Raw genomic sequence first — 21189 nt, 5'->3', positions numbered from 1 at the left:
GTCCCATCAGGGACCGGCCTCTTTGATGTGCAGCGAAGGTTATGGAATCCGGACCATGCCCTCTTGCGCCACTGTGGCGACGTGAACGCCGTCGCGGTTAAAGATGCGGCCCGTGGCCAGTCCTCGGGCACCTTGGGCGCTGGGGGACTCCTGGACGTAGAGCATCCATTCGTCAACACGTACCGGGCGGTGCCACCACATGGCGTGATCCAGGCTGGCAACGCTCATGCCCGGTGTCATCCAAGCAAGGCCATGCTTGCGCAGAATAGGCTCCAGGAGGGTGTAGTCGCTCGCATAGGCAAGGGCTGCCCGGTGAAGGTTGGGGTCATCCGGCAGCGGGCCCATGGTTTTCATCCAGACCGCGTTGGTGGCCACGTGCTCCTTGGGCGGAGAAACGTAGAGGGCCGGATCAATGTGGCGGACATCAAAAGGCCGCTCCGAGGACATGTGGCGAGCCATGGGGTGGTCAAAGTGGGACAACAGTTCCGCAGTGCTGGGCAGGGACTCCGGATCAGGGATGCCCTCTGGCATGGTGGCCTGATGGTCCAGGCCGCTGTCCTCCACTTGGAATGATGCGATCATCGAGAGAATCGGGACGCCGTCCTGGTAGGCATGGACCCTGCGGGCGGAGAAGGAACGGCCGTCCCGCAGCCTTTCCACGCCGAACGTGATCGGCTTGTTCGCGTCACCTGGGCGCAGGAAATAGCCGTGCATCGAGTGGGCCACCCGGTCCGGCTCAACGGTCCTCATGCCCGCCATCATTGACTGCGCCAAAACCTGTCCACCAAAAACGCGGTGCCGGGGTTGCTTTTGGGATGGCCCCAGAAAGATGTCCTCGTTGGTCCGGGCACCGTCAAAGTCGCCAAGATCCAGCAGGCCGATCAGCACTTCCATGGGGTCCTCTACGGGTGCTTCCACCTCAAGGCCAGCGTTCGTCTCAGTCATGGTTCGACTTTAGACGCCGCCCCGACCCCTCTCAACCGGGGACATGCCGGTAGAGTCGATGATGTGACAGACGTCTTGACCCAGTCCTTCCGCTTCGCCGATCCCCGTGACCTCGCTGACTTGCGGACTTTCGTCACCCGGGCAAAGAGCATCGACGACGGCGCCATCAGACTCCAGGCCGCCGGCAACGTGCTGGCCGCTTATGTGTGTGTGCTGAGGCCCCGCATCCTTGGCGAGTCCACCCCGACCATCCTTGGTTTGAGGACCATGGCCCTCGCTGAGCCCGCGCAGGCAGACGTCACCGTCACCCTCGCGTCCGTCCTGGATCGTTTGGCACGCTCTGGCGCCGATGACGTGGAACTGCCTATTCCGCCGTCGACCGTTTCCGAGTCGTGGGCCGGTGTTGGCGCGCCGCGGTCCGGTTGGGAACCCCAGGGAACGGTGCTCGACGCCGATCTCAAGTTAGCGGTAGAGGCCGGCATTGCCGAGGTGGCTGGCGCGATTCCCACCTTGGCGGGGGCCGCAGTGGTCAACAGTGCGAGGGCCGCTGTCTGGGGCCGGGACCTTCCCGGTGCGGGCGAGCTGCCTGCCGGAGCGGCGTTCGCCGCGTTTGCCCTGGGTTTCCTGGGCGATGCCGGGCAGCAGGTCTTCCGGAACGGCCGTTGGTTCCGCCTGAGCGGACCCCGCGGCCATGTACTGGTGCGGACTGGCGCTGGCCTGGGGCTGGGTTTCCAGTCTTAAGCGCTGGGGCCCGCAGAAGGACTGTTGACCATGGTCAGCGCCGCCCGCTCCATGTAGTCCCACAGGGTGCCCTCGTGGAGCGGTGACAACTCCAGGGAATCAACAGCGGTCCGCATATGGAACAGCCATCGGTCCTTGGCCTCCGGGGTCACCTGGAACGGCATGTGGCGCATACGCAGTCGAGGGTGGCCCCTTTCCTCGCCGTAGGTGGTGGGACCACCCCAATACTGCTCCAGGAACATGAGGAAGCGGCGTTTTGCCGGACGTAGGTCCTCTTCGGGATACATGGGGCGCAGGAGCGGATCGGTGGCCACGCCGTCGTAAAACACGTCAATCAGCTTCACGAAGGTCTGATGGCCCCCGACAGCCGCGTAGAAACTGTCCGTATAGGCGGGCTGGCTGAACGGATCGTTCTGCATCAGTTGTCGTCGAGGACCGGACTGGGGTGCTTGGGCTTCCCCGCCTGTGGTGCTACTCATTGGACTTCTCCTCGGCTTTGGTGACTCGCGGTGCGCCTGCTGTGACGGGGGCCGCTGCTGCAGCCGCCCCGGGTTCATCATTGGTGTCCGGTGTGTCCAGAGGCACGTAGTCGCCTTGGGACCGGTTTCCCACGCGGAGGATTTCGCCGTTCCGGAGGTACCAGATGGCTCCGTCTTCCGCTCGGACGCGCGTGATGCGCAGGCCCACGGATTCAACGGTACCAATCACTTCGCTGGTGACAATCACATCACCAATGCCGTATTGGTCTTCAATGGTGATGAAGATTCCCGCGAGGAAGTCGCGGATCAATTGCTGGGCGCCGAAACCAATGGCGACACCCAAAATGCCTACGCTGGTCAGCAGCGGAGCAACGTCCACGTTCATGTACTTGAGGACGTAGATGATCACGATGACCACTACCACAACGCTCACCAGGCTGGTCAGCAGTGAGCCGATGGTCTCGGCGCGCTGGGACCTGCGTTCGTGGTCAAGCGCGCGGATGGCTGGTTGTACCCACTTGAAATGCGGCTTCTTGAAGAACGAACTTCCCGCGGACACCCTTCGCGTAATACGCAGGATGATAAACCGTGCCACGATCCACACTGCCAGGCCTACGCCCACTGTGATCAGGATGGACATGAGGTCGATTTTTTCGGGTTCGATATTGATGGCTTCCGCCAGGGGGATGGAGGTCAAGGTGGAATAACTCCTTGTCGTCGGCCCGTGTTCGCCGGGCGCGGAACACTCTGTCCACGTACAACCCTAGCGCCGTAGCGTGACGGTATGCGCATCCTGGTCCTGGGCGGTACCGCCTTCCTGTCAGCTGAAATCGCCAGGCAGGCCGTTGCCTCCGGGCATAGCGTCACGTGTTTGGCCCGCGGTACGTCGGCCAGCCCGCCCGACGGCGTCACCTGGGTCAGGGGCGACCGCTCCATGGGTGCCGCGGCCTTCGCGGAGGTTGGTGGCCCCTGGGATTCAGTGATCGATGTGTCCCGCGATCCCGTCCAGGCCCGCGAGGCCTTGGACGTGCTGGGTCATGTTGCAGGGCACTGGACATTCATCTCCAGCTGCTCCGTGTACGCAGACAACACAGTTCCTGGCGCGGATGAGAGTGCTGCGTTGCTGGAGCCATTGCCCGAGGGGCGGCCAGGTACCCCGGAAACGTATGGGGAGTCCAAGTCAGCGATCGAAGACATGACCCTTGCCCTGGTGGGGGAGAAGACGCACATCGTCCGGGCCGGGCTCATAGGCGGCCCAGGGGACGGCTCTGACAGATACGGCTACTGGCCCGCCCGGTTCGCAGTGAACTCTGAGACCGTGCTGGTCCCGGACATTCCTGACGCTGCAACCCAGATCATTGACGTCCGGGACCTCGCTGCATGGATCCTGCGGTCCGCCGAACAAGGGCTGACGGGGACGTACAACGCGTTGGGGGATGTGGTGAAGTTCGATGACTACATCTCCGCATCCCAACGGTTGGTTGGAACTGCGGCAGAGGACACCGTCCGCCCCACCGAAGACTGGCTCGTGGAGCAAGGCGTGGACTACTGGTCCGGGCCGGATTCACTGCCATTGTGGCTTCCCCCGGGCCACGAGGGATTCCAGGCCCGCTCGAACCGGGCGGCCCGGAATGCGGGGATGACCCTGCGTCCGTGGCAGGAAACGCTGGCGGCGACGCTAGCGTATGAGCAACAGAGGGGTTTGGAAAGAGAACGCAAAGCCGGCCTGAGCCGGGATAGAGAACGAAAGCTCGTGGCGCTCTGGCGGGAACAGCAGCGCTAGGCTGCGGCCGTCGTCGTGATGGGTTCGTGGAGTACCGGGAAGTTAACGCTGCGTGCGATGAAGCAGACCTGGTTGGCTTCGTGGTGAAGCTGCGGCACGAGGTGGGCGTGGGCGGGATCGGCGATGGCGACCGTGGGTTTCAGGGTAACGCTCTCGAATTGCCCGCTTCCGTCGCGGTTGAGTTTCATGAGTCCTTCGGCGTTGTCCTCATAAGAGGTCACTACCACCCCATGCTTGACTGCTACATGCAGGAAAGACAGCATGTGGCACTGCGAAAGTGCGGCAAGCAGTAGTTGCTCGGGGTTGTAGCGTGTCCGATCCCCGTGGAAGGTGGGATCTGCGGACCCTTTCAACGTCGGAAGCCCGCTGATCTCAACGTCGTGGTCGCGTGAGTATCCCTTGTAGGCTGCCGTACCCTCGCCAAGGTTTCCGGTCCAGCGCACAGTAAGGGAGTAATGGTGTTCGTTGAGGCCCATGCGAACAGTCTAGTGACGAAGAACCGGCCGTCCGCATGGGCCTGACGACTCAGTCAGCCTGGGAGTCAGCGGCGCGGGCGCGCAAGGCCCGCGCTACGCCGTCACGGTTCTCCAGCATCATGCGGCGCAGGGCCGCGCTGTCTTCGGGGAGTCCTGCGAGGAACTCATCGGTGCGGTCCACAGTGGCCTGGGTGGTGAGTTGGGCGGGGTAGAGTCCCACCACGATCTGCTGGGCCAATGCGTGGGTGCGCTCCTTGACGATTCCGGGGACTGCCTCAAAATACTTCTCCGCGTAGGGCTCCAGCAGGGAAGTGTCAGGGACCCGCATGAAGCCGGCCACAGCGGAGGACTGCAAGGCGTTGGAGAGTTCACCCTGGACCACGATTGCGTCCCAGGCAGCTGCCTTGGCTTCCGGGGTGGGAATAGCAGCTTTCGCTTGGGCTGCCGCGTTCTGACCGTTGGACGTGTTGTCGCGCGCGAGTTCCGCGTCGATGCGTTCCTGGCCCTGGCGTCCACCAGCCACCAGCGCGGTCAGGAGCTCCCACCGCATGTCCTGATCGATGCTGAGGCCTTCCAGTGTTTCCGTGCCGTCCAGAAGAGCCTGGATGCGGTGCAGCTGACCGCCGCTGCGCGCGAGCTGCGCGTAGGACTTCGCGAATTGCAGTTGGGCGTCCGAGCCGCCTTCCACGGAGGAGGCGAGTTCCCAGAGCTTGTCGGCTGCTGCGATGGTGGTGTCCAGCTTGTGTTCCGCCGCCACGTAGTACGTCAAGGTGGTGGCGAGCTGCCGTAGCTGGACCAGGATGACCGAGGAATCCGTTTCGTGCGCGATGTTGGCCAGGATCAGGTCCACGTAGCCACGGGCCGGGGTTTCGCCGTCGCGTGCTGCGTCCCACGCCGAACCCCACACCAGGGTGCGGGGCAGGCTCGCAGCGAAGTCCTTCAGGTGGGCTGTGGCGGTGGCGAGCGAATGCTCGTCCAGGCGGACCTTGGCGTAGGCGAGGTCGTCATCATTGAGCAGGATCAGGTCCGGACGTGGTTTGCCCACCAGAGCGGGTACCTCGGTGCGGGGACCGTCGACGTCGAGTTCCTCGCGGTGGGTGCGTTCCAGCTTGCCCTCGCCGGAGAGGGTATAGAAGCCAACGGCCAGGCGGTGCGGACGGAGAGTGGGCTGTTCTTCGATGGCGGTCTGGAGAATCGCGAAACCTGTGATGGTGCCGTCATCTGCCACGTCCAATTCGGGAGCCAGCGTGTTCACGCCGGCAGTTTCGAGCCAGAGTTTGCCCCACACGTCCAGGTCACGGCCGGACGCGGCTTCGAGCTCCACCATGAGGTCTGCGAGTTCGGTGTTCTTCCAGGCGTGCTTGGCGAAGTACGTACGGACACCGGCCATGAACTGTTGCGGGCCTACCCAGGCCACCAGCTGGCGGAGCACGGAGGCTCCCTTGGCATAGGTGATGCCGTCGAAATTCACCTCCACGTCTTCGAGATTGTTGATCTCGGCGAAGATCGGGTGGGTCGTGGGCAGCTGGTCCTGCTTGTAAGCCCAGGACTTCTCCACCGAGGCGAACGTGGTCCAGGCGCGGTCGAACTCGGTGTTCTCCACGGCCGCCAGGTGTGACATGTATTCCGCGAAGGACTCGTTGAGCCAGAGGTCGTTCCACCAGCGCATGGTCACCAGGTCCCCGAACCACATGTGTGCCAGTTCGTGCAGGACGGTGATGGCACGGCGCTCGATCTGCGCGCCGGTGACCTTGCCGCGGAAGACGTAGCCTTCCAGGATGGTCACGGCGCCGGCGTTTTCCATGGCTCCGGCGTTGAATTCCGGGACGAAGAGCTGATCGTACTTTTCGAACGGGTAGGGGCAGCCAAACTGGGCCTCGAAGAAGTCGAATCCCTGGCGGGTCAGTTCGAAGATGTTGTCAGCGTCGAGGTACTGCATGAGCGACTTCCGGGCAAAAACGCCCAGCGGGATGACCCGGCCGTCGGAGCTGGTGACCTCCGAGCGAACTGACTGGTACGGTCCTGCGATCAGGGCCGTGACATAGGAGGACAAGCGCGGAGTGGGTGCGAATTCCCACACGGAGCGGGCGCCGCCGTCCTCCCCGGCGGGAGCTTCAACAGGGACAGGAGTGGGGGAGTTGGAGATGACGTCCCAGTGCGACGGCGCCGTGACCGTGAAGGTGAAGGTTGCTTTCAGGTCGGGCTGCTCAAAGACGGCGAACATGCGCCGGGAATCAGGAACCTCGAACTGGGTATACAGGTAGACCTCGCCGTCAACGGGGTCCACGAACCGGTGCAGGCCCTCTCCGGTGTTCATATAGGGCGTGTCAGCCACGACTGTGAGTTCATTCTCAGCCGCCAACTCAGGGAGCCGAATGCGGACACCGTCCGAGACCTCGGCGGGATCCAGCTCTGTGCCGTTGAGGGTCACACTGTGAACGGCATGGGTGATGGCGTCGATAAACGTGGACGATCCCGGCGCGGCCGAGAACTTCACCACGGTGGTTGATCCGAAGACGTCCGGTCCCTTGGTTAGATCCAGGGTGACGTTATAGGACTCGACGTTGAGCAGTGCGGCGCGGTTCGCGGCTTCGTCGCGCGTGAGGTTCAGGCCTGGCAAGTGGTGCCTCCGAAGATTTTTGAATCGCCGGCCGATCACGGCCGGTCGCTGGTGTGAAGCCATTCTTTCACTCCAGCCCGTGAAGGCAAGGAGCGCACACCACAGTGTCGTCCCACGGAGTAGCGTTGGATTATGGGATCCTTCCGGGACACTGTTGATTTCCGCGCGCTGAGGTTTGCGGTTGCCTTTCCGCTGCTCCTCGCCGTCGGCTTTGTGGTGTGCGCCCAGATGCTGCGCAACAGCCTTCCAAACCCTGTTGCCGTCATGTGGAACGCCGACGGCGGCACCTCCTTCGCGCCGTTCGCCGCCTACGTGGCCGGTGGGGCGGCCCTCATCGTCTTCTGTGGCTGGGCAGCGTTTCTCCAGTCAGTGTCGTTGTCCCGGCCCGTCATCATGCGGCGCGTCATGATGGGTTTGGGCCTGATGGTGAGTCTCTTCATGACGACGGTGTTGGCCGCGGGCCTTGTGGGGCAATCCGGGGTGGCGGATGCCCGCGGAACACATGTTGACCCGGTAGTTCTGGCCATGGGCAGCGGGGCAGCCTTGGCGCTGGGGATTGTCATGATGTTCGCCTTCAAGCCCGATCCGCGGTGGACCCGGGAGGATGATGCCGCGCTCGAGGCCGAACTCCGGCTCCTTGAGGATCCTGACCTGGCCAGCGACACGCTCAGGATGTGGGTGCATGCGCGCAGCTCGGTGTTCATCATGATCATCGTGTCCGCTGTGTTCCCGGCCGCGTTAATAGCAGTGGCAGTGCCGTGGCTCGGAGCCTTGGTTGCCGTGGCAGCATTGGTCGGGGCCGGGTTCTTGTTTGCCAGGGTGCGTGCAGACAGGGGCGGGCTGCAGGTGTTCGCCGGCGGCATAGTCCGGGTTCTGACCGTCCCCGCCGTGGAGATCGCCGCGGCCGCCCCCGCGGAAGTGAAGGCCGCCGATTATGGTGGGTGGGGCTGGCGGCACCATGATGACGCCACGGCCATGCTCGTCGGCAGCGGCCCCGCCGTCGTCGTAAGGAAACTTAACGGTGGACGGGTGGCGCTGAGCGCCGGCACGCAGGCATCCGCGGATAAACTCGCCGGAATCCTGAACCGGGCGGCCCATCGGGCCCATGACGACGGGCACTCCCAACAACCCGGGTAGCGGTACCCTAGGTAGCGCATCCCTCATCGCCGCGTCAGGCCACATGGCATACCCGCGCGCCAGAAAGAACGGACTTCCTGTGACTACACCCCGCGTCCATATCGCTACAGATCACGCCGGCATGGAACTGAGTGCCCACTTGGTCAGCCACCTCACCGCCAAGGGCTACGAAGTGGTGGATCACGGACCCAAGGAATACGACGCCTTGGATGATTACCCGTCCTTCTGCATCAACGCCGGCGCTGCTGTGGTGGCCGATCAGGAGGCTGGCGTACACGCACTGGGCATCGTGCTGGGTGGTTCGGGGAATGGCGAGCAGATCGCCGCCAACAAGGTCAAGGGAGTCCGCGCTGCGTTGGCCTGGAACCTCTCCACCGCAAAGCTGGCCCGCGAACACAACGATGCCAATGTGGTGGCCGTTGGAGGTCGCCAGCACAGCGTGGAGGAAGCCACCGAACTCATCGAGGCCTTCCTCCAGGAACCCTTCAGCAACGACGAACGGCACGTACGCCGCATCGGGAAGATCGCTGTGTACGAAACCACCGGCGAGATCGTCGAGTAGTGCCCGAGGGGCATTCGGTCCATAGGCTGGCCCGCCAATTCCAGGATGTTTTTGGCGGCCAGCGCTTGGACGTTTCCAGCCCGCAGGGGCGGTTCGCGGCCGGCGCCGGGCTGCTGACGGGGCACACCATGGTGGATGCCATGGCTCACGGTAAGCAGTTCTTCCTGCGCTTCGATCACGGGCTGTACCTTCACGTCCACCTCGGTTTGTATGGCGCATGGAGCTTTGGCGGCGATAGCTCTTTTACGGGCGCCTCAAGCATTGGTGCCCCGCGCCGCATCGGCGAGCGGGAAAGCGGCTCCGCTAAAGCAAGCGACGAGTACACCGGGCCTCCCGCCCCCGTGGGCGCCGTGCGCGTCAGGCTGGTCTCCGACCATGGCTGGGCCGATCTCCGCGGTGCCACCACATGCGCCGCGATTAGTGCTGCTGAAGCGGCAGCCGTGCTGGCGCGGCTCGGTCCGGATCCGCTGCACAACCGCCCGGGGGACCGGGATGAGTTCATTCGGCGGCTGCGGCGACGCAAGACCGCCGTCGGCCTGCTGTTGATGGACCAGTCCGTGCTGGCGGGTGTGGGGAACATCTACCGGGCCGAGGTGCTGTTCCGGCAAGGAGTGGATCCGTGGACGCCAGGAAGCAGCATTGATGCGGAAACCGCTGCAGGTCTCTGGGAAGACACCGTAAACACCATGTCCGACGGCGTCCGTGACGGACGGATTGTTACGACACCGCCGGCCCTGTGGTCCGGTGACGGCAGAACAGCGCCCGACGCCGATGCCCACTTCGTCTATAAGCGGAACGGCATGCCGTGCCGGGCCTGCGGAACGAAGGTGGGAATGGCCGAAATTGGTGCACGCAAGCTGTACTGGTGCCCAGGCTGCCAGGCGTAACAGCTCCACGTAGAAGCTTTTCCTGGAAACCAAAAGGGCCCCGATCCTCGGATCGGGGCCCTTCATTCGTGGAGGGGACGACGGGAATCGAACCCGCGTAATCAGTTTGGAAGACTGAGGCTTTACCATTAAGCTACGTCCCCAGGAGGATTATCCCGACTTAGGACAACTTCCCGGTGGCTGTTGAAGCCGGGTACAACTAAACCTAATTCCGGCGGCGGTGTCAAATGTGCATTCCTGGCTCGCTTGCCCGTAGACTGTCCTGTGCATTCGGGGTGTAGCTCAGCTTGGCTAGAGCGCCTGCTTTGGGAGCAGGAAGTCGCAGGTTCAAATCCTGTCACCCCGACTCTGTGTTTGTGTCCGCTTCAGGGACGCGACAGAACCCCATACCCACAAAATCAGGAGTACTTAGACTGTGAAGAGCGCTGTCGAGAACCTCACCGCAACGCGGGTCAAGCTCAACGTTGAGGTTCCCTTTGAGGAACTGAAGCCGAGCATCGATGCCGCGTACAAGACCGTTGCTTCGCAGATCCAGGTTCCCGGATTCCGCAAGGGCAAAGTTCCCTCCAAGCTCATCGACCAGCGCGTTGGCCGTGGCTACGTTCTGGAGACCGCCATCAATGATGGCCTCAACGGCTGGTACCAGGCTGCAGTTCAGGAAACCGGCGTTCGCCCCCTGAGCCGTCCTGAAGTTGAAATCACCGAGGTTCCGGACCCGTCCGCAACCGACGGCGAACTCAAGTTCCAGGTTGAGATTGACGTTCGTCCCGAGATCGAACTGCCGGACTACGCCGGCATCAAGGTTGAGGTTGCAGCTGCGGAATCTTCCGAAGCTGACGTCGATAAGGCCCTTGATGAACTGCGCGGCCGTTTCGGCACGCTGAAGTCCGTTGAGCGTCCTGCGAAGAACGATGACTTCCTGACCATCGACATCACCGCCACGATCGACGGCGAAGAAATCGATTCCGCTGCCGGCCTGTCCTACCAGGTTGGCGCCGGCACCATGCTCGAAGGCTTGGACGAAGCCGTAACGGGCCTGTCTGCCGACGAAGAAGCCATTTTCGACACCACGCTGGTTGGTGGCGACCACGCCGGTGAAGCCGCTCAGGTGAAGGTTGTCGTCAAGGCCGTCAAGGAGCGCGAACTTCCCGAGGCGAACGACGACTTCGCACAGCTCGCTTCCGAGTTCGACACCCTCACCGAGCTCCGCGAGGACCTCGCCAAGCAGGCTGCCGACTCCAAGGTCGTTGAGCAGGGTGTTGAGGCCCGCGACAAGGTCCTGGACAAGCTCGTTGAGCTGGTTGAGGTTCCTGTTCCGGACTCGGTGGTTGAAGAGCAGATCGAAGCCCACTTCAACCCGGAGAACGCACACGGCGAAGGTGACCACGACACCGAGGAACACCGCGCCGAGGTCAAGGCCAACACCGAGCGTGCATTCCAGAACGAAATCATCCTGGACGCCATCGCGGACAAGGAAGAAGTGGACGTCAGCCAGAACGAGCTGATCGACTACATCGTCACCACGGCAAGCCAGTACGGCATGGATCCCAACCAGTTCGCTCAGATCATTGACCAGAGCGGCCAGGTACCCATGATGGTTTCCGAGGTCCGCCGTCGTAAGGCCCTGGCAGTTGTCCTGGGCCAGGCCGAGGTTGTCGACTCCGAGGGCAACAAGGTTGACCTCACCGACTTCGTCCGCCCCGCAGGCGAAGCAGCTGCCGAAGAAGCCGCAGCAGTTGAAGCCACGGATGAAGCGGATGCCGTCGCGAGCGACGACCCCGCAGCAGTGAAGTTCTAGTCAACGACTCCAACCGACCCCGGATCTCCTGATCCGGGGTCGGTTTGCTTTAACGGTGAACCTGGGTGCTGAACGCAGACGTGCGCCGTCAGCGAACAGCGCGATTCCGGCGAACAAATCGCCCATGAAAACGGTTAGTGTCCAAGTAGTGAAGTTCAGTGAGGTCACTGGCACCAGCGAGAGGTAAGTACTTATGTCACAGCAATCAGAGGCTCCCCGGATGGCAACTGTCGATCCCGCAGCCCAGGACAACTACATCTACAACCGCCTGCTGAAAGAGCGCATTATTTGGCTCGGCTCTGAAGTGCGTGACGAGAACGCCAACGCCATCTGCTCCCAGCTCCTCCTCCTCTCGGCCGAGGACCCGGAGAAGGACATCTACCTGTACATCAACTCGCCGGGCGGGTCCGTGACGGCCGGTATGGCCATCTACGACACCATGCAGTTCATCCCGAACGACGTCGTCACCGTGGCAACCGGCCTGGCAGCGTCCATGGGGCAGTTCCTGCTTTCCTCGGGCACCAAGGGTAAGCGTTACGCGACGCCCAACGCCCGTATCCTGATGCACCAGCCTTCCGGCGGCATTGGCGGCACGGCGTCGGACATCAAGATCCAGGCGGAACTGATCCTGCACATGAAGAAGGTCATGGCGGAACTCACGGCAGAGCAGACTGGCCAGTCCGTGGAAACCATCCTCAAGGACAATGACCGCGACAAGTGGTTCACAGCCGCTGAGGCTTTGGAGTACGGCTTCTTCGACAAGATCTCGGCGCACGCGGGTTCGGTTGCTGGTGGCGGCGGAACAGCCAACCAGTCGAACTCCGACAACTAACCGGCACCAAGAACCACTGAAACCCCAGGAGTAAAGAACATGAACTACAACTTCGGATGGTCTGCCGGTAACCTCCCGTCCAGCCGCTACGTCCTGCCCCAGTTCGAAGAGCGCACGCCCTACGGCTTCAAGCGCCAGGACCCGTACACCAAGCTGTTCGAGGACCGCATCATCTTCCTTGGCGTCCAGGTTGACGACGCATCCGCCGATGACATCATGGCCCAGCTGCTGGTCCTTGAATCAACGGATCCGGACCGCGACATCACCCTTTACATCAACTCGCCCGGCGGTTCCTTCACTGCCATGACGGCAATCTACGACACCATGCAGTACATCCGCCCGGAGATCCAGACGGTGTGCTTGGGTCAGGCGGCCAGCGCCGCGGCAGTCCTGCTCGCAGCCGGTACTCCCGGCAAGCGTCTGGCCTTGCCGAACGCACGCGTCCTGATCCACCAGCCGGCCCTCTCCGGTGGCCAGGGTGGCCAGGCATCCGACCTTGAGATCCAGGCGGCCGAAGTGATGCGCATGCGCACTTGGCTTGAGGACACGCTGGCCCACCACTCGGGCCGTACGTCCGAGCAGGTTAACAACGACATCGAGCGTGACAAGATCCTGACTGCGGCTGATGCCTTGAGCTACGGTCTTATCGACCAGGTTCTGGACTCCCGCAAGATCAAGCCCCAGGCAATCGCCCGGTAACGCACGGAATTCAACGCCGGTGCGGTTCGCGAAATATGGACCGCACCGGCGTTCTGTTTCCACCCAAGCAGCCCATTGTGACCTAGAGTGGATGTTGTCACGGTGGTGCCGCCCGCGGCTTGGCCGCACACTTGAGTACGGCGCGGAGCCGCATCACCCGCATGCAACGAAGGGATTCCCACATGGCTCGGATTGGCGAGAGCACCGATCTGCTGAAGTGCTCTTTCTGCGGAAAGAGCCAAAAGCAGGTACGGAAGCTGATTGCCGGGCCCGGTGTGTACATCTGCGATGAGTGCATCGAGCTTTGCAACGAGATCATTGAAGAGGAACTCGCGGAAGTCTCGGATCTGGGGAGTTTCGAGCTGCCCAAGCCCCGTGAGATTTTCGATTTCCTGCAGGAATACGTGATCGGACAAGAGCCGGCCAAGCGCTCACTGGCAGTGGCGGTCTACAACCACTACAAGCGTATTCAAGCCGGACACGCCCCCAAGACGGGCAGCCTGGGCGAGGGATCGCAGCACGAGGATGTGGAGATCGCCAAGTCCAACATCCTGCTGATTGGCCCCACGGGCTGCGGTAAGACGTATCTGGCCCAAACTCTGGCCCGTCGACTCAACGTGCCATTTGCCGTCGCGGATGCCACGGCGCTGACGGAAGCCGGCTACGTCGGTGAAGACGTCGAAAACATCCTGCTCAAGCTCATCCAGGCAGCTGACTATGACGTCAAGAAGGCCGAGCAAGGGATCATCTACATCGATGAGATCGACAAGATCTCGCGTAAGAGCGAAAACCCGTCCATCACCCGTGATGTATCCGGCGAGGGTGTTCAGCAGGCACTCCTGAAAATCCTTGAGGGCACTGTGGCGTCCGTGCCGCCGCAGGGTGGGCGGAAGCACCCGCACCAGGAATTCATCCAGATCGACACCACCAACGTGCTCTTCATCGTGGCCGGCGCTTTTGCCGGCCTGGAAGACATCATCGGGTCGCGTTCGGGGCGCAAGGGCATCGGCTTCGGCGCACCCCTGAACGAGGCACGCGACAACGTGGATACCTACGGCGAAGTCATGCCTGAGGACTTGCTGAAGTTCGGTCTCATTCCGGAGTTCATTGGTCGCCTCCCTGTCATTACGACGGTATCCAGCCTGGATCGTCCAGCGTTGATCCAAATTCTGTCGACTCCGAAGAACGCACTGGTCAAGCAGTACCAGAAGATGTTCCAGTTGGACGGAGTGGATCTGCAATTCGAAGACGACGCTCTTGATTCGATCGCAGACCAAGCCCTTGAACGCGGCACTGGGGCCCGTGGCCTTCGGGCCATCATGGAGGAAGTGTTGCTCCCTGTCATGTTCGACCTCCCCAGCAGGGATGACATTGCCACAGTGGTGATCACGGCCGACGTCGTGTCAAAGAAGTCCCAGCCCACCATGATCGCCCACGATGTCGTTGCCAAGCGCCGGAATAAGTCGGCCTAGCTTCCTGTTGGCGTAGACAGGACGCCTCCGCTGGGGCTGCCCCTCATGCCGCTTTTCCACCCTTTCCCGAGGAGTTCCCTGTGCCCGAACAGACCGTTAACAAAGCCGATTTCTGGTTCGATCCCGCCTGCCCGTTTGCGTGGATTACGTCACGTTGGATCGGCGAGGTTGAGCAGGTCCGTGGCATCGAAACGGAATGGCACGTGATGAGCCTTTCCGTCCTGAATGAAGGCCGTGATCTTCCGGAGGAGTACCGGGCGTTGATGGACCAGAGTTGGGGTCCTGTCCGCGTCATCATCGCCGCCCAGGAACTCCACGGCAGCAGTTACGTCAAGCCGCTGTACGACGCCATGGGGGAGCAGATCCACCACGAGGGCAACAAGGACCGCGCTTCGGTGATCCAGAAGGCCCTCGCCGAGACCGGCCTTCCGGCTGATCTGGCCCGTTTTGCCGACTCGGATGAGTACGATGCCCAGTTGCGTTCAAGCCACGAGGCCGGCATCTCGCTGGTGGGCCAGGACGTTGGGACTCCTGTGGTCGCCGTCAACGGCACGGCGTTCTTCGGTCCGGTCCTCACCCGCATTCCGCGTGGAGAAGAAGCCGGGAATATCTGGGATGCCACCGTGACCCTGGCGGGCTACCCGCACTTCTTCGAGTTGAAGCGCAGCCGCACAGAGCGCCCTGAATTCAACTAGACGGCCAGAGCTACTTCAGGAACCGTGAGGTCCTCCGGTCGGCCAGGATTTTCCCGTTGGTCTGGCATGTGGCGCAGTACTGGAGTGAGGTGTCCGCAAAGGACACCTCACGGACGGTGTCCCCACACACCGGGCACGGCAGGCCAGTCCTTGCGTGCACCCGGAAGTTGCTTCGTTTGGTGTCCTTGAGCTCACTGGATGGCTTGCCTGCCGCGGCGTTGACGGCGCCCACCAGGATTTCCTGCATGGCTTCGTAGAGCCGCGCCACGGTGGCTTGGTCCAAGGACTTCGCGGTGGCGAACGGGGATATTTTGGCGGCGTGCAGGATTTCGTCGCTGTAGGCGTTGCCAATGCCCGCGATGACTCCTTGGCTCCTGAGGAGTCCCTTAATCTGCTGGGAACTGGAACCGAGGATTTTCGCCAGCGCGCCGAGGTCAAAGTCGGGGCTGAGCGGTTCCGGGCCCAAGGTTGCTATGCCGGGCACATCCATCGGATCCCTGACCACATAGATGGCCAGGCTCTTCTTTGTTCCGGCCTCGGTCAGGTCCACCCCGATGTGGGCGTCGTCGGCGGGCCGGTGAAGCAGTAGCCTGGCCGAGATGTTGCTTTTTCCCATGCGCAACCCGGCCGATGACGGGTGTTCTGTGTACCGGACCCACCCGGCCTTCGCCAGGTGGAACACAAAATAGAGGCCATCAACGTCAACGCAAACGAACTTCCCCAAGCGCTTGGCCCCACGTATGGTCCGGCCCTCCAGGGCTGTGTAGGGAGGATCGGCCGTCTTGAGTGCTGAGAAGGAGTTGATGCGGACCTCGGTCAGCACAGCTCCATGGAGTTGGGTGTCCAAATATATGCACAGGCCGTGCACTTCGGGGAGTTCCGGCATGGACATTACTTTGCCACAGGAAGCTCTTTCCTGGCAGGAAAACTACAGGATTGTAGTTCTTTCGAAGGCCTTGTGCTTCGTTCGCGGCAGGACAACAATGGTTCTTACCCACTTCGAAAGAAGAGGGACACGGAAACCAAAGATTCAGTGATATGCAACCAACGCAGCCTTTGGCAAAGTTGGAAGCAAGCTACCAGTGACGAGGTAGGAAGACCTGAAATTCCAAGGATTCCGCCAGACTGTCAAGACGTCACCAGACAGCCGAAAAGTCGAAGCCCCACCAACGGCAAAACGCTGATGGGGCTTCCCCTTTGCCCAAAAACAAACGGGCACTCTTAGCTGCGGCTTGCTAGGACGCGGGTGTCTCCTCGACGGGCGCCAGGACAACATCGCTGACCGTCAGATCGCCTTCGCCCGACTGGAGGGTGATCTCCTGGGCGTTTGCGGCAGCCTTCAAGTCGCCCAGGCCGGCCTTCAACTGCGCTACCAATACCTCGGACGCTGTGATGGACGCGGACAGCACTTCGGTCCGTTGCTTGACCTTGGCTTCGGACTTTGCCTTGCGGATACCGCTGAGGGCTACGCCGACAGTGCCGAGCATGGTGGTATCGCCATCAGTGATTTCCAACGCGGCGGGCCAGTCTGCACGGTGGACGGATCCGGTGCGCCACCATCCCCAGACTTCCTCAGTGGCGAACGGCAGGAACGGCGCGAAGAGGCGCAGAAGCGCATCCAGCGTGGTGGCCAAGGCGGCCAGGACGGATGCCTGCTCGGTGTCGCCAGCGGCACCGTAGGCACGGTCCTTGATGAGCTCCACGTAGTCGTCCGTGAACTGCCAGAAGAAGGACTCGGTGATCTGGAGCGCACGGGCGTAGTCGTAGTTCTCGAATGCCTTGGTGGACTGGGCAACGACGTCGGACAGTTGTGCGAGCAGCGCACGGTCCAACGGGTTGGTCAGCACCGAGAGGTCGCTGGACACCACCGAGTTCTCAGTAGCGCCGAGGTTCAGTACAAACTTCGAAGCGTTCAGCAGCTTGATGGCCAGGCGGCGGCCGATCTTCATCTGGGCGATTTCGTAGGCCGTGTCGGCGCCGAGCTTTGCCGAAGCTGCCCAGTAACGCACAGCATCTGAACCGTACTCGTTCAGCACATCCGTGGGCACCACAACGTTGCCCTTGGATTTGGACATCTTCTTGCGGTCCGGGTCAAGGATCCAGCCGGAGATTGCCGCGTGCTTCCACGGGGCGCTCTTCTGCAGGGCATCCGCGCGCACGGCCGAGGAGAACAGCCAGGTGCGAATGATGTCGTGGCCCTGAGGACGGAGGTCGAAGGGGTAGACCTTGGCGAACAGGTCCTCGTCGCGGCTCCAGCCACCCACAATCTGCGGGGTCAGGGAGGACGTTGCCCACGTGTCCAACACGTCGGCGTCGCCGGTGAAGCCGTTGGCCTGATCGCGCTGCGACTCCTCAAAGCCGGGAGCAGCGTCAGCGGCAGGGTCCACCGGCAGCATCTCGTCCGACGGAAGAATCGGGTGGTCGTAGTCCGGGTTGCCCTGGGCATCCAAGGGATACCAGACGGGAATCGGCACACCGAAGAAGCGCTGGCGGGATACGAGCCAGTCACCGTTCAGGCCGGCGATCCAGTTCTCGTAGCGTGAGCGCATGAAGGCCGGGTGGAAGGTGATTTCCTGGCCTCGGCCGATGAGGCGTTCGCGGCGTTCCTCGTCGCGGCCACCGTTGCGGATGTACCACTGACGGGAGGTGACAACCTCAAGGGGCTTGTCGCCCTTTTCGAAGAAGTTCACCGGGTGGGTGATCTTCTTCGGTTCGCCGTCCAGCAGGTCTGCTGCCTTAAGCAGTTCAACCACGGCTTCCTTGGCGGAAAACGCAGTCTTGCCGGCGATCGCTGCATAGGCTTCCTTGCCGGCCTCGGTGGTGATCCACTCCGGGGTGTCAGCAATGATGCGGCCGTCGCGGCCCATGATGGCGCGGGTAGGCAGCTGGAGTTCACGCCACCACGTGACGTCGGTCAGGTCACCGAACGTACACACCATGGCGATACCCGAGCCCTTGTCCGCCTTGGCGAGCGGGTGGGCCTTGACCTCGAGCTCCACATCGAACAGGGGTGACTTGACGGTCTTGCCGAACAGCGGCTGGTACCGCTCGTCGTCGGGGTTTGCCACCAGAGCCGCGCACGCCGCGAGCAGTTCCGGCCGCGTGGTTTCGATGAAGATCTTTTCGCCGTCTTCGGTGAAGAAGGGGTAGCGGTAGTAGGCGCCGGCGACTTCGCGGTCCTCAAGCTCAGCTTGGGCCACAGCGGTACGGAAGGTCACGTCCCACAGGGTGGGTGCCTCGGCCATGTAGGCGTCACCAGCGGAAAGGTTGGCCAGGAAGGCGCGCTGGGATACCGCACGGGACGTGTCGTCGATGGTGCGGTAGGTCAGGTCCCAGTCCACGGACAGGCCGAGGGTCTGGAAAAGGTTTTCGAAGACTTTCTCGTCCTCGACGGCGAGTTCCTCACACAGTTCGATGAAGTTCTGGCGCGAAACGACGTCGAAATCGCGTTGGTTTTTGGCCGGCTGTGCCGGGGGCGTGTAGTCAGCCTTGTAGGGGATGGCGGGATCGCAGCGGACGCCGTAGTAGTTCTGGACGCGGCGCTCGGTAGGCAAACCGTTATCGTCCCAACCCATGGGGTAGAAGACGTTCTTGCCGGTCATACGCATGTAGCGCGCCTGGACGTCCGTCTGGGTGAAGGAGAACATGTGGCCCACGTGGAGCGAGCCGGATGCCGTGGGCGGGGGAGTGTCGATCGAGTAGACCTGCTCCCGGGTGGTGTCCGGGTTGAACTTGTAGGTTCCTTCTTCAAGCCAGCGCTGCGTCAAGGCAGCCTCAAGGCCTTCAAGGGCCGGCTTGTCGGGAACGTTAATGGGGGCGGTGGCGGGCGTGTCTGTACCCTGCGTTGATTCAGCCATGGATCAATTGTTTCATGGCCTGGCGTTACAGCCTGCCGCGGTAGGAATAGGCACCCCGGATATGGTGGTGGCATGACTTTGGCAGCGCACAGCACCCCTTCAGGACAGAATTCAGGACAGAACAAGACGGCCGTTGTTACCGGGGCCAGTACGGGCATCGGCGAGGCCACCGTCAGGGCTTTGGTCTCCACCGGATGGAAAGTCTTCGCCGTAGCGCGCCGGGCTGACAGGCTGGGGGCCCTGGGCGCCGAAACCGGCGCAGTGCCGTTCCCCGCGGACATCACCAACGACGACGACGTTGCCGCCTTGCTCGCGGCCGTCACCAAGGCCGGAGGTGCGGACACCCTCATCAACATCGCCGGCGGTGCTCGGGGCGCAGACACCATCGCGAACGCCGATACTGAAGACTGGGACTGGATGTACCAGGTGAACGTATTGGGCACCATGAAGATCACCCGCGCCTTCCTGCCTATGCTCCGGGAGAACGGCGAAGGAACCGTCCTGAACCTCACGTCGACTGCCGGACTGTCTGCCTACGAAGGAGGTGCGGGCTACAACGCAGCAAAGTTTGCCCAGCACGCCATGACAAACGCTTTGCGCTTGGAAGAGGTGGGCAATAACGTCCGCGTCATCGAGGTAGCTCCGGGCCTTGTCCACACTGAGGAGTTCGCGCTTAACCGCCTGGGTGACAAGGACGCGGCTGCGAAAGTTTATGCCGGGGTGGAGAAGCCCCTGACCGCGGAGGATGTGGCGGGGGTGGTGGCGTACTCTGTTTCGCTGCCGCATCACATCAACCTGGACCAGATTGTTGTGCGTCCCGTGGCCCAGGCGGCCAACCACAAACTGGTCCGCAAGGAAGGCTGAACCCGATGCTGACCCGCTGGGCCGTTGCAAGCCAGCGACGGTCCAGCGGAGAAGCAACGTGTTAGCCGGCGGGAATGACCAGCCGGGCCATGATGGCCGCATGATCGCTGCCGGGAATCCGGTGGACCGCGTAGTCGCTGCTGCTGATCAGCGGTGATGTCACGATGTGGTCGATCACAATCCCGGGCAGCGGCAAACCCTCCATTGGCCAGGTGGGGGAGAAACGTCCGCCTGAAGCAGCACCTACATCAACGAGCTTCGAGCCACCCGGCGCTGCGTCCGGCAGCGCTGTGTCCAGGACATCCCTGAACTCGGAGTGATCGAAGGTCGAGTTGTAGTCACCCATGAGCAGGTGGTTGCCCGGGCGTGAGGCCTGGCGGGCTATCTTGACGAGGTCGCTCCGCCACTGGGCGATGCGTTGATCAACTGGCGGAAGTGCATGGACGTTGGTGAGGTTCAAGGTGGCCGTGGAACCAGCAGCGGCGTCCGTGAGGAGTACCCGCGTGACGTCCATCCGGAACGGTGTATCAGGCAACAGGCCCGCGGCTTCCAGCGGAAATACTGAATAGACCGCGCCGCCGGACGCGTCGTCGTTGGGTTCGCTCACGCGGTGGGGCAACGTCTTCTCCAAGCCCTCGGAACGGAGCCGGTCCTCGAGCACTTGCGTATGTTCCTGAAGGGTCAGCAGTTGAATGCCGTTGTCACGCACGAGCCTCACGATGGCGGCCGCGTCCGCCTCCCCATACTCGGTATTGAGGCTCATCACTTTAACGGAAACAGTCGCAGTCCCGGCGGGCAGCGCTTGGTGTCGTCCGGCGTCCAGCGGAAACAGCCAGAACAGCTGGACGGCCAGCAGGGCCGCCGTCGTGATGATCACCCAGAGGCGGCGTCCCGCCACGGCGAGGACCAACGCGACGAGTGCAGGAAGCGCCATCCAGGGTGTGAAGGACAACAGTTGCACCACGATCAGGGGCCACTCCGCAGGGATTGCCCGGAACATCGACGCCCCCGCCACGGGCAATGCCATCAGCAAAGCCGCCACCGACCATGCCAGGGAAGCACGGCGTCCTGCCGGGCGTAACTCCGGAACGGCGGGAGATGGGTGCGTCATGGGGTCGAGTCTATTCACCGCCAAGGCCGCAGCACTCCACCCAGGGGATGAACCCGCAAGTAGAGCAAGCTGGGTACCAGCCGCTAGACTTGAAGAACCAGCTTTGACCCGGCCATCACCGGTGAGCTTCCGGAAGAACAGCATTGACCGTCTGCATGGCGGAAAACGCCCATTAGACCCGGACGGGTAAGCCCGTCACAGCAGTAATGAGAGGCCGGGACCCTGTGTTCC

General features: G+C 62.4%; 19 protein-coding genes and 2 tRNA genes. 12 read left to right on the top strand and 9 right to left on the bottom strand.

What is annotated here, in order from left to right; all coding sequences use genetic code 11:
• Window positions 1-39: 39 nt before the first annotated feature.
• Window positions 40-945, bottom strand: coding sequence for an acyl-CoA thioesterase (locus BMY91_RS20305; protein WP_090825227.1), 906 nt, complete (start codon window positions 943-945; stop codon window positions 40-42).
• A gap of 63 nt (window positions 946-1008) precedes the next feature.
• Between BMY91_RS20305 and BMY91_RS20300 the strand changes: the two genes are divergently transcribed.
• Window positions 1009-1686: a DUF8185 domain-containing protein gene (locus tag BMY91_RS20300; protein WP_090825226.1), complete on the top strand. Its 678-nt coding sequence runs from the start codon at window positions 1009-1011 to the stop codon at window positions 1684-1686.
• Here BMY91_RS20300 and BMY91_RS20295 read toward each other — a convergent pair.
• A complete protein-coding gene (locus tag BMY91_RS20295) occupies window positions 1683-2165 on the bottom strand; it encodes a globin (RefSeq protein WP_090825224.1) in 483 nt (160 codons plus the stop codon). The two genes, BMY91_RS20300 and BMY91_RS20295, sit on opposite strands and share 4 nt — an antisense overlap.
• Window positions 2158-2862: a mechanosensitive ion channel family protein gene (locus tag BMY91_RS20290; protein WP_090825222.1), complete on the bottom strand. Its 705-nt coding sequence runs from the start codon at window positions 2860-2862 to the stop codon at window positions 2158-2160. The genes BMY91_RS20295 and BMY91_RS20290 overlap by 8 nt, the downstream gene beginning before the upstream one ends.
• Before the next feature lie 87 nt (window positions 2863-2949).
• Between BMY91_RS20290 and BMY91_RS20285 the strand changes: the two genes are divergently transcribed.
• Window positions 2950-3948 (top strand): Rossmann-fold NAD(P)-binding domain-containing protein, encoded by a 999-nt coding sequence (locus BMY91_RS20285; RefSeq protein ID WP_090825220.1) that lies wholly within the window; start codon window positions 2950-2952, stop codon window positions 3946-3948.
• Here the strand turns inward: BMY91_RS20285 and BMY91_RS20280 are convergent.
• Together BMY91_RS20280 and pepN are read right to left on the bottom strand one after the other, a co-directional pair.
• Complete coding sequence (locus BMY91_RS20280; protein WP_090825218.1) at window positions 3945-4424, bottom strand: OsmC family protein; 480 nt, start codon at window positions 4422-4424, stop codon at window positions 3945-3947. The two genes, BMY91_RS20285 and BMY91_RS20280, sit on opposite strands and share 4 nt — an antisense overlap.
• Before the next feature lie 49 nt (window positions 4425-4473).
• Window positions 4474-7044, bottom strand: a complete 2571-nt coding sequence (gene pepN / locus BMY91_RS20275; protein WP_090825306.1) for an aminopeptidase N — start codon at window positions 7042-7044, stop codon at window positions 4474-4476.
• A gap of 132 nt (window positions 7045-7176) precedes the next feature.
• On the opposite strand from pepN, the gene BMY91_RS20270 reads away from it, so the two are divergent.
• From BMY91_RS20270 to BMY91_RS20260, 3 genes are all read left to right on the top strand, one after another.
• Complete coding sequence (locus tag BMY91_RS20270; protein ID WP_090825216.1) at window positions 7177-8181, top strand: hypothetical protein; 1005 nt, start codon at window positions 7177-7179, stop codon at window positions 8179-8181.
• A gap of 79 nt (window positions 8182-8260) precedes the next feature.
• Window positions 8261-8743, top strand: coding sequence for a ribose-5-phosphate isomerase (locus BMY91_RS20265; RefSeq protein WP_371261066.1), 483 nt, complete (start codon window positions 8261-8263; stop codon window positions 8741-8743).
• The gene (locus BMY91_RS20260; protein ID WP_090825212.1) at window positions 8743-9630 is read left to right on the top strand and encodes an Fpg/Nei family DNA glycosylase; all 888 of its coding nucleotides are present in this window, start codon (window positions 8743-8745) and stop codon (window positions 9628-9630) included. The genes BMY91_RS20265 and BMY91_RS20260 overlap by 1 nt, the downstream gene beginning before the upstream one ends.
• 69 nt (window positions 9631-9699) lie before the next feature.
• Here the strand turns inward: BMY91_RS20260 and BMY91_RS20255 are convergent.
• Window positions 9700-9773, bottom strand: a tRNA-Gly gene (locus tag BMY91_RS20255).
• Between the two features lie 128 nt (window positions 9774-9901).
• On the opposite strand from BMY91_RS20255, the gene BMY91_RS20250 reads away from it, so the two are divergent.
• The 6 genes from BMY91_RS20250 (at window position 9902) to BMY91_RS20225 (ending at window position 15126) form a co-directional block, all read left to right on the top strand.
• Window positions 9902-9976 (top strand) — tRNA-Pro (locus tag BMY91_RS20250).
• Between the two features lie 69 nt (window positions 9977-10045).
• Window positions 10046-11428 carry a trigger factor gene (gene tig, locus BMY91_RS20245; protein ID WP_090825210.1) on the top strand — a complete coding sequence of 461 codons (1383 nt, stop codon included), beginning with the start codon at window positions 10046-10048 and terminating at the stop codon, window positions 11426-11428.
• A gap of 220 nt (window positions 11429-11648) precedes the next feature.
• The gene (locus tag BMY91_RS20240; RefSeq protein ID WP_090825208.1) at window positions 11649-12260 is read left to right on the top strand and encodes an ATP-dependent Clp protease proteolytic subunit; all 612 of its coding nucleotides are present in this window, start codon (window positions 11649-11651) and stop codon (window positions 12258-12260) included.
• 39 nt (window positions 12261-12299) lie between these two features.
• The gene (locus BMY91_RS20235; RefSeq protein ID WP_011775058.1) at window positions 12300-12959 is read left to right on the top strand and encodes an ATP-dependent Clp protease proteolytic subunit; all 660 of its coding nucleotides are present in this window, start codon (window positions 12300-12302) and stop codon (window positions 12957-12959) included.
• Between the two features lie 182 nt (window positions 12960-13141).
• A complete protein-coding gene (gene clpX, locus BMY91_RS20230; protein ID WP_090825205.1) occupies window positions 13142-14431 on the top strand; it encodes an ATP-dependent Clp protease ATP-binding subunit ClpX in 1290 nt (429 codons plus the stop codon).
• An 80-nt stretch (window positions 14432-14511) separates the two neighbouring features.
• Window positions 14512-15126 carry a mycothiol-dependent nitroreductase Rv2466c family protein gene (locus tag BMY91_RS20225; protein ID WP_090825203.1) on the top strand — a complete coding sequence of 205 codons (615 nt, stop codon included), beginning with the start codon at window positions 14512-14514 and terminating at the stop codon, window positions 15124-15126.
• A 10-nt stretch (window positions 15127-15136) separates the two neighbouring features.
• On the opposite strand, the gene BMY91_RS20220 is transcribed toward BMY91_RS20225, so the two are convergent.
• Window positions 15137-16012: an Fpg/Nei family DNA glycosylase gene (locus BMY91_RS20220; protein WP_177179973.1), complete on the bottom strand. Its 876-nt coding sequence runs from the start codon at window positions 16010-16012 to the stop codon at window positions 15137-15139.
• Window positions 16013-16361: 349 nt separating this feature from the next.
• Window positions 16362-18983 carry a valine--tRNA ligase gene (valS, locus tag BMY91_RS20215; protein ID WP_090825199.1) on the bottom strand — a complete coding sequence of 874 codons (2622 nt, stop codon included), beginning with the start codon at window positions 18981-18983 and terminating at the stop codon, window positions 16362-16364.
• Between the two features lie 72 nt (window positions 18984-19055).
• Here valS and BMY91_RS20210 point away from each other — a divergent pair, with 72 nt between their 5' ends.
• Window positions 19056-19847 carry an SDR family oxidoreductase gene (locus tag BMY91_RS20210; protein WP_090825197.1) on the top strand — a complete coding sequence of 264 codons (792 nt, stop codon included), beginning with the start codon at window positions 19056-19058 and terminating at the stop codon, window positions 19845-19847.
• A 61-nt stretch (window positions 19848-19908) separates the two neighbouring features.
• On the opposite strand, the gene BMY91_RS20205 is transcribed toward BMY91_RS20210, so the two are convergent.
• Window positions 19909-20958, bottom strand: coding sequence for an endonuclease/exonuclease/phosphatase family protein (locus tag BMY91_RS20205; protein WP_090825194.1), 1050 nt, complete (start codon window positions 20956-20958; stop codon window positions 19909-19911).
• Window positions 20959-21189 lie beyond the last annotated feature (231 nt).

It is taken from the genome of Arthrobacter sp. yr096 (genome assembly GCF_900108925.1).
Classification (GTDB): Bacteria; Actinomycetota; Actinomycetes; order Actinomycetales; family Micrococcaceae; genus Arthrobacter.
This window is presented reverse-complemented; position numbering and strand designations above follow the sequence as displayed.

Coding starts and splice junctions, on each gene's coding strand:
- clpX (WP_090825205.1), top strand. CDS start 13,142: ATGGCTCGGATTGGCGAGAGCACCGATCTGCTGAAGTGCTCTTTCTGC.
- BMY91_RS20205 (WP_090825194.1), bottom strand. CDS start 20,958: ATGACGCACCCATCTCCCGCCGTTCCGGAGTTACGCCCGGCAGGACGC.
- BMY91_RS20280 (WP_090825218.1), bottom strand. CDS start 4,424: ATGGGCCTCAACGAACACCATTACTCCCTTACTGTGCGCTGGACCGGA.
- BMY91_RS20295 (WP_090825224.1), bottom strand. CDS start 2,165: ATGAGTAGCACCACAGGCGGGGAAGCCCAAGCACCCCAGTCCGGTCCT.
- BMY91_RS20305 (WP_090825227.1), bottom strand. CDS start 945: ATGACTGAGACGAACGCTGGCCTTGAGGTGGAAGCACCCGTAGAGGAC.
- BMY91_RS20270 (WP_090825216.1), top strand. CDS start 7,177: ATGGGATCCTTCCGGGACACTGTTGATTTCCGCGCGCTGAGGTTTGCG.
- valS (WP_090825199.1), bottom strand. CDS start 18,983: ATGGCTGAATCAACGCAGGGTACAGACACGCCCGCCACCGCCCCCATT.
- BMY91_RS20235 (WP_011775058.1), top strand. CDS start 12,300: ATGAACTACAACTTCGGATGGTCTGCCGGTAACCTCCCGTCCAGCCGC.
- BMY91_RS20285 (WP_090825220.1), top strand. CDS start 2,950: ATGCGCATCCTGGTCCTGGGCGGTACCGCCTTCCTGTCAGCTGAAATC.
- BMY91_RS20210 (WP_090825197.1), top strand. CDS start 19,056: ATGACTTTGGCAGCGCACAGCACCCCTTCAGGACAGAATTCAGGACAG.
- BMY91_RS20240 (WP_090825208.1), top strand. CDS start 11,649: ATGGCAACTGTCGATCCCGCAGCCCAGGACAACTACATCTACAACCGC.
- BMY91_RS20220 (WP_177179973.1), bottom strand. CDS start 16,012: ATGCCGGAACTCCCCGAAGTGCACGGCCTGTGCATATATTTGGACACC.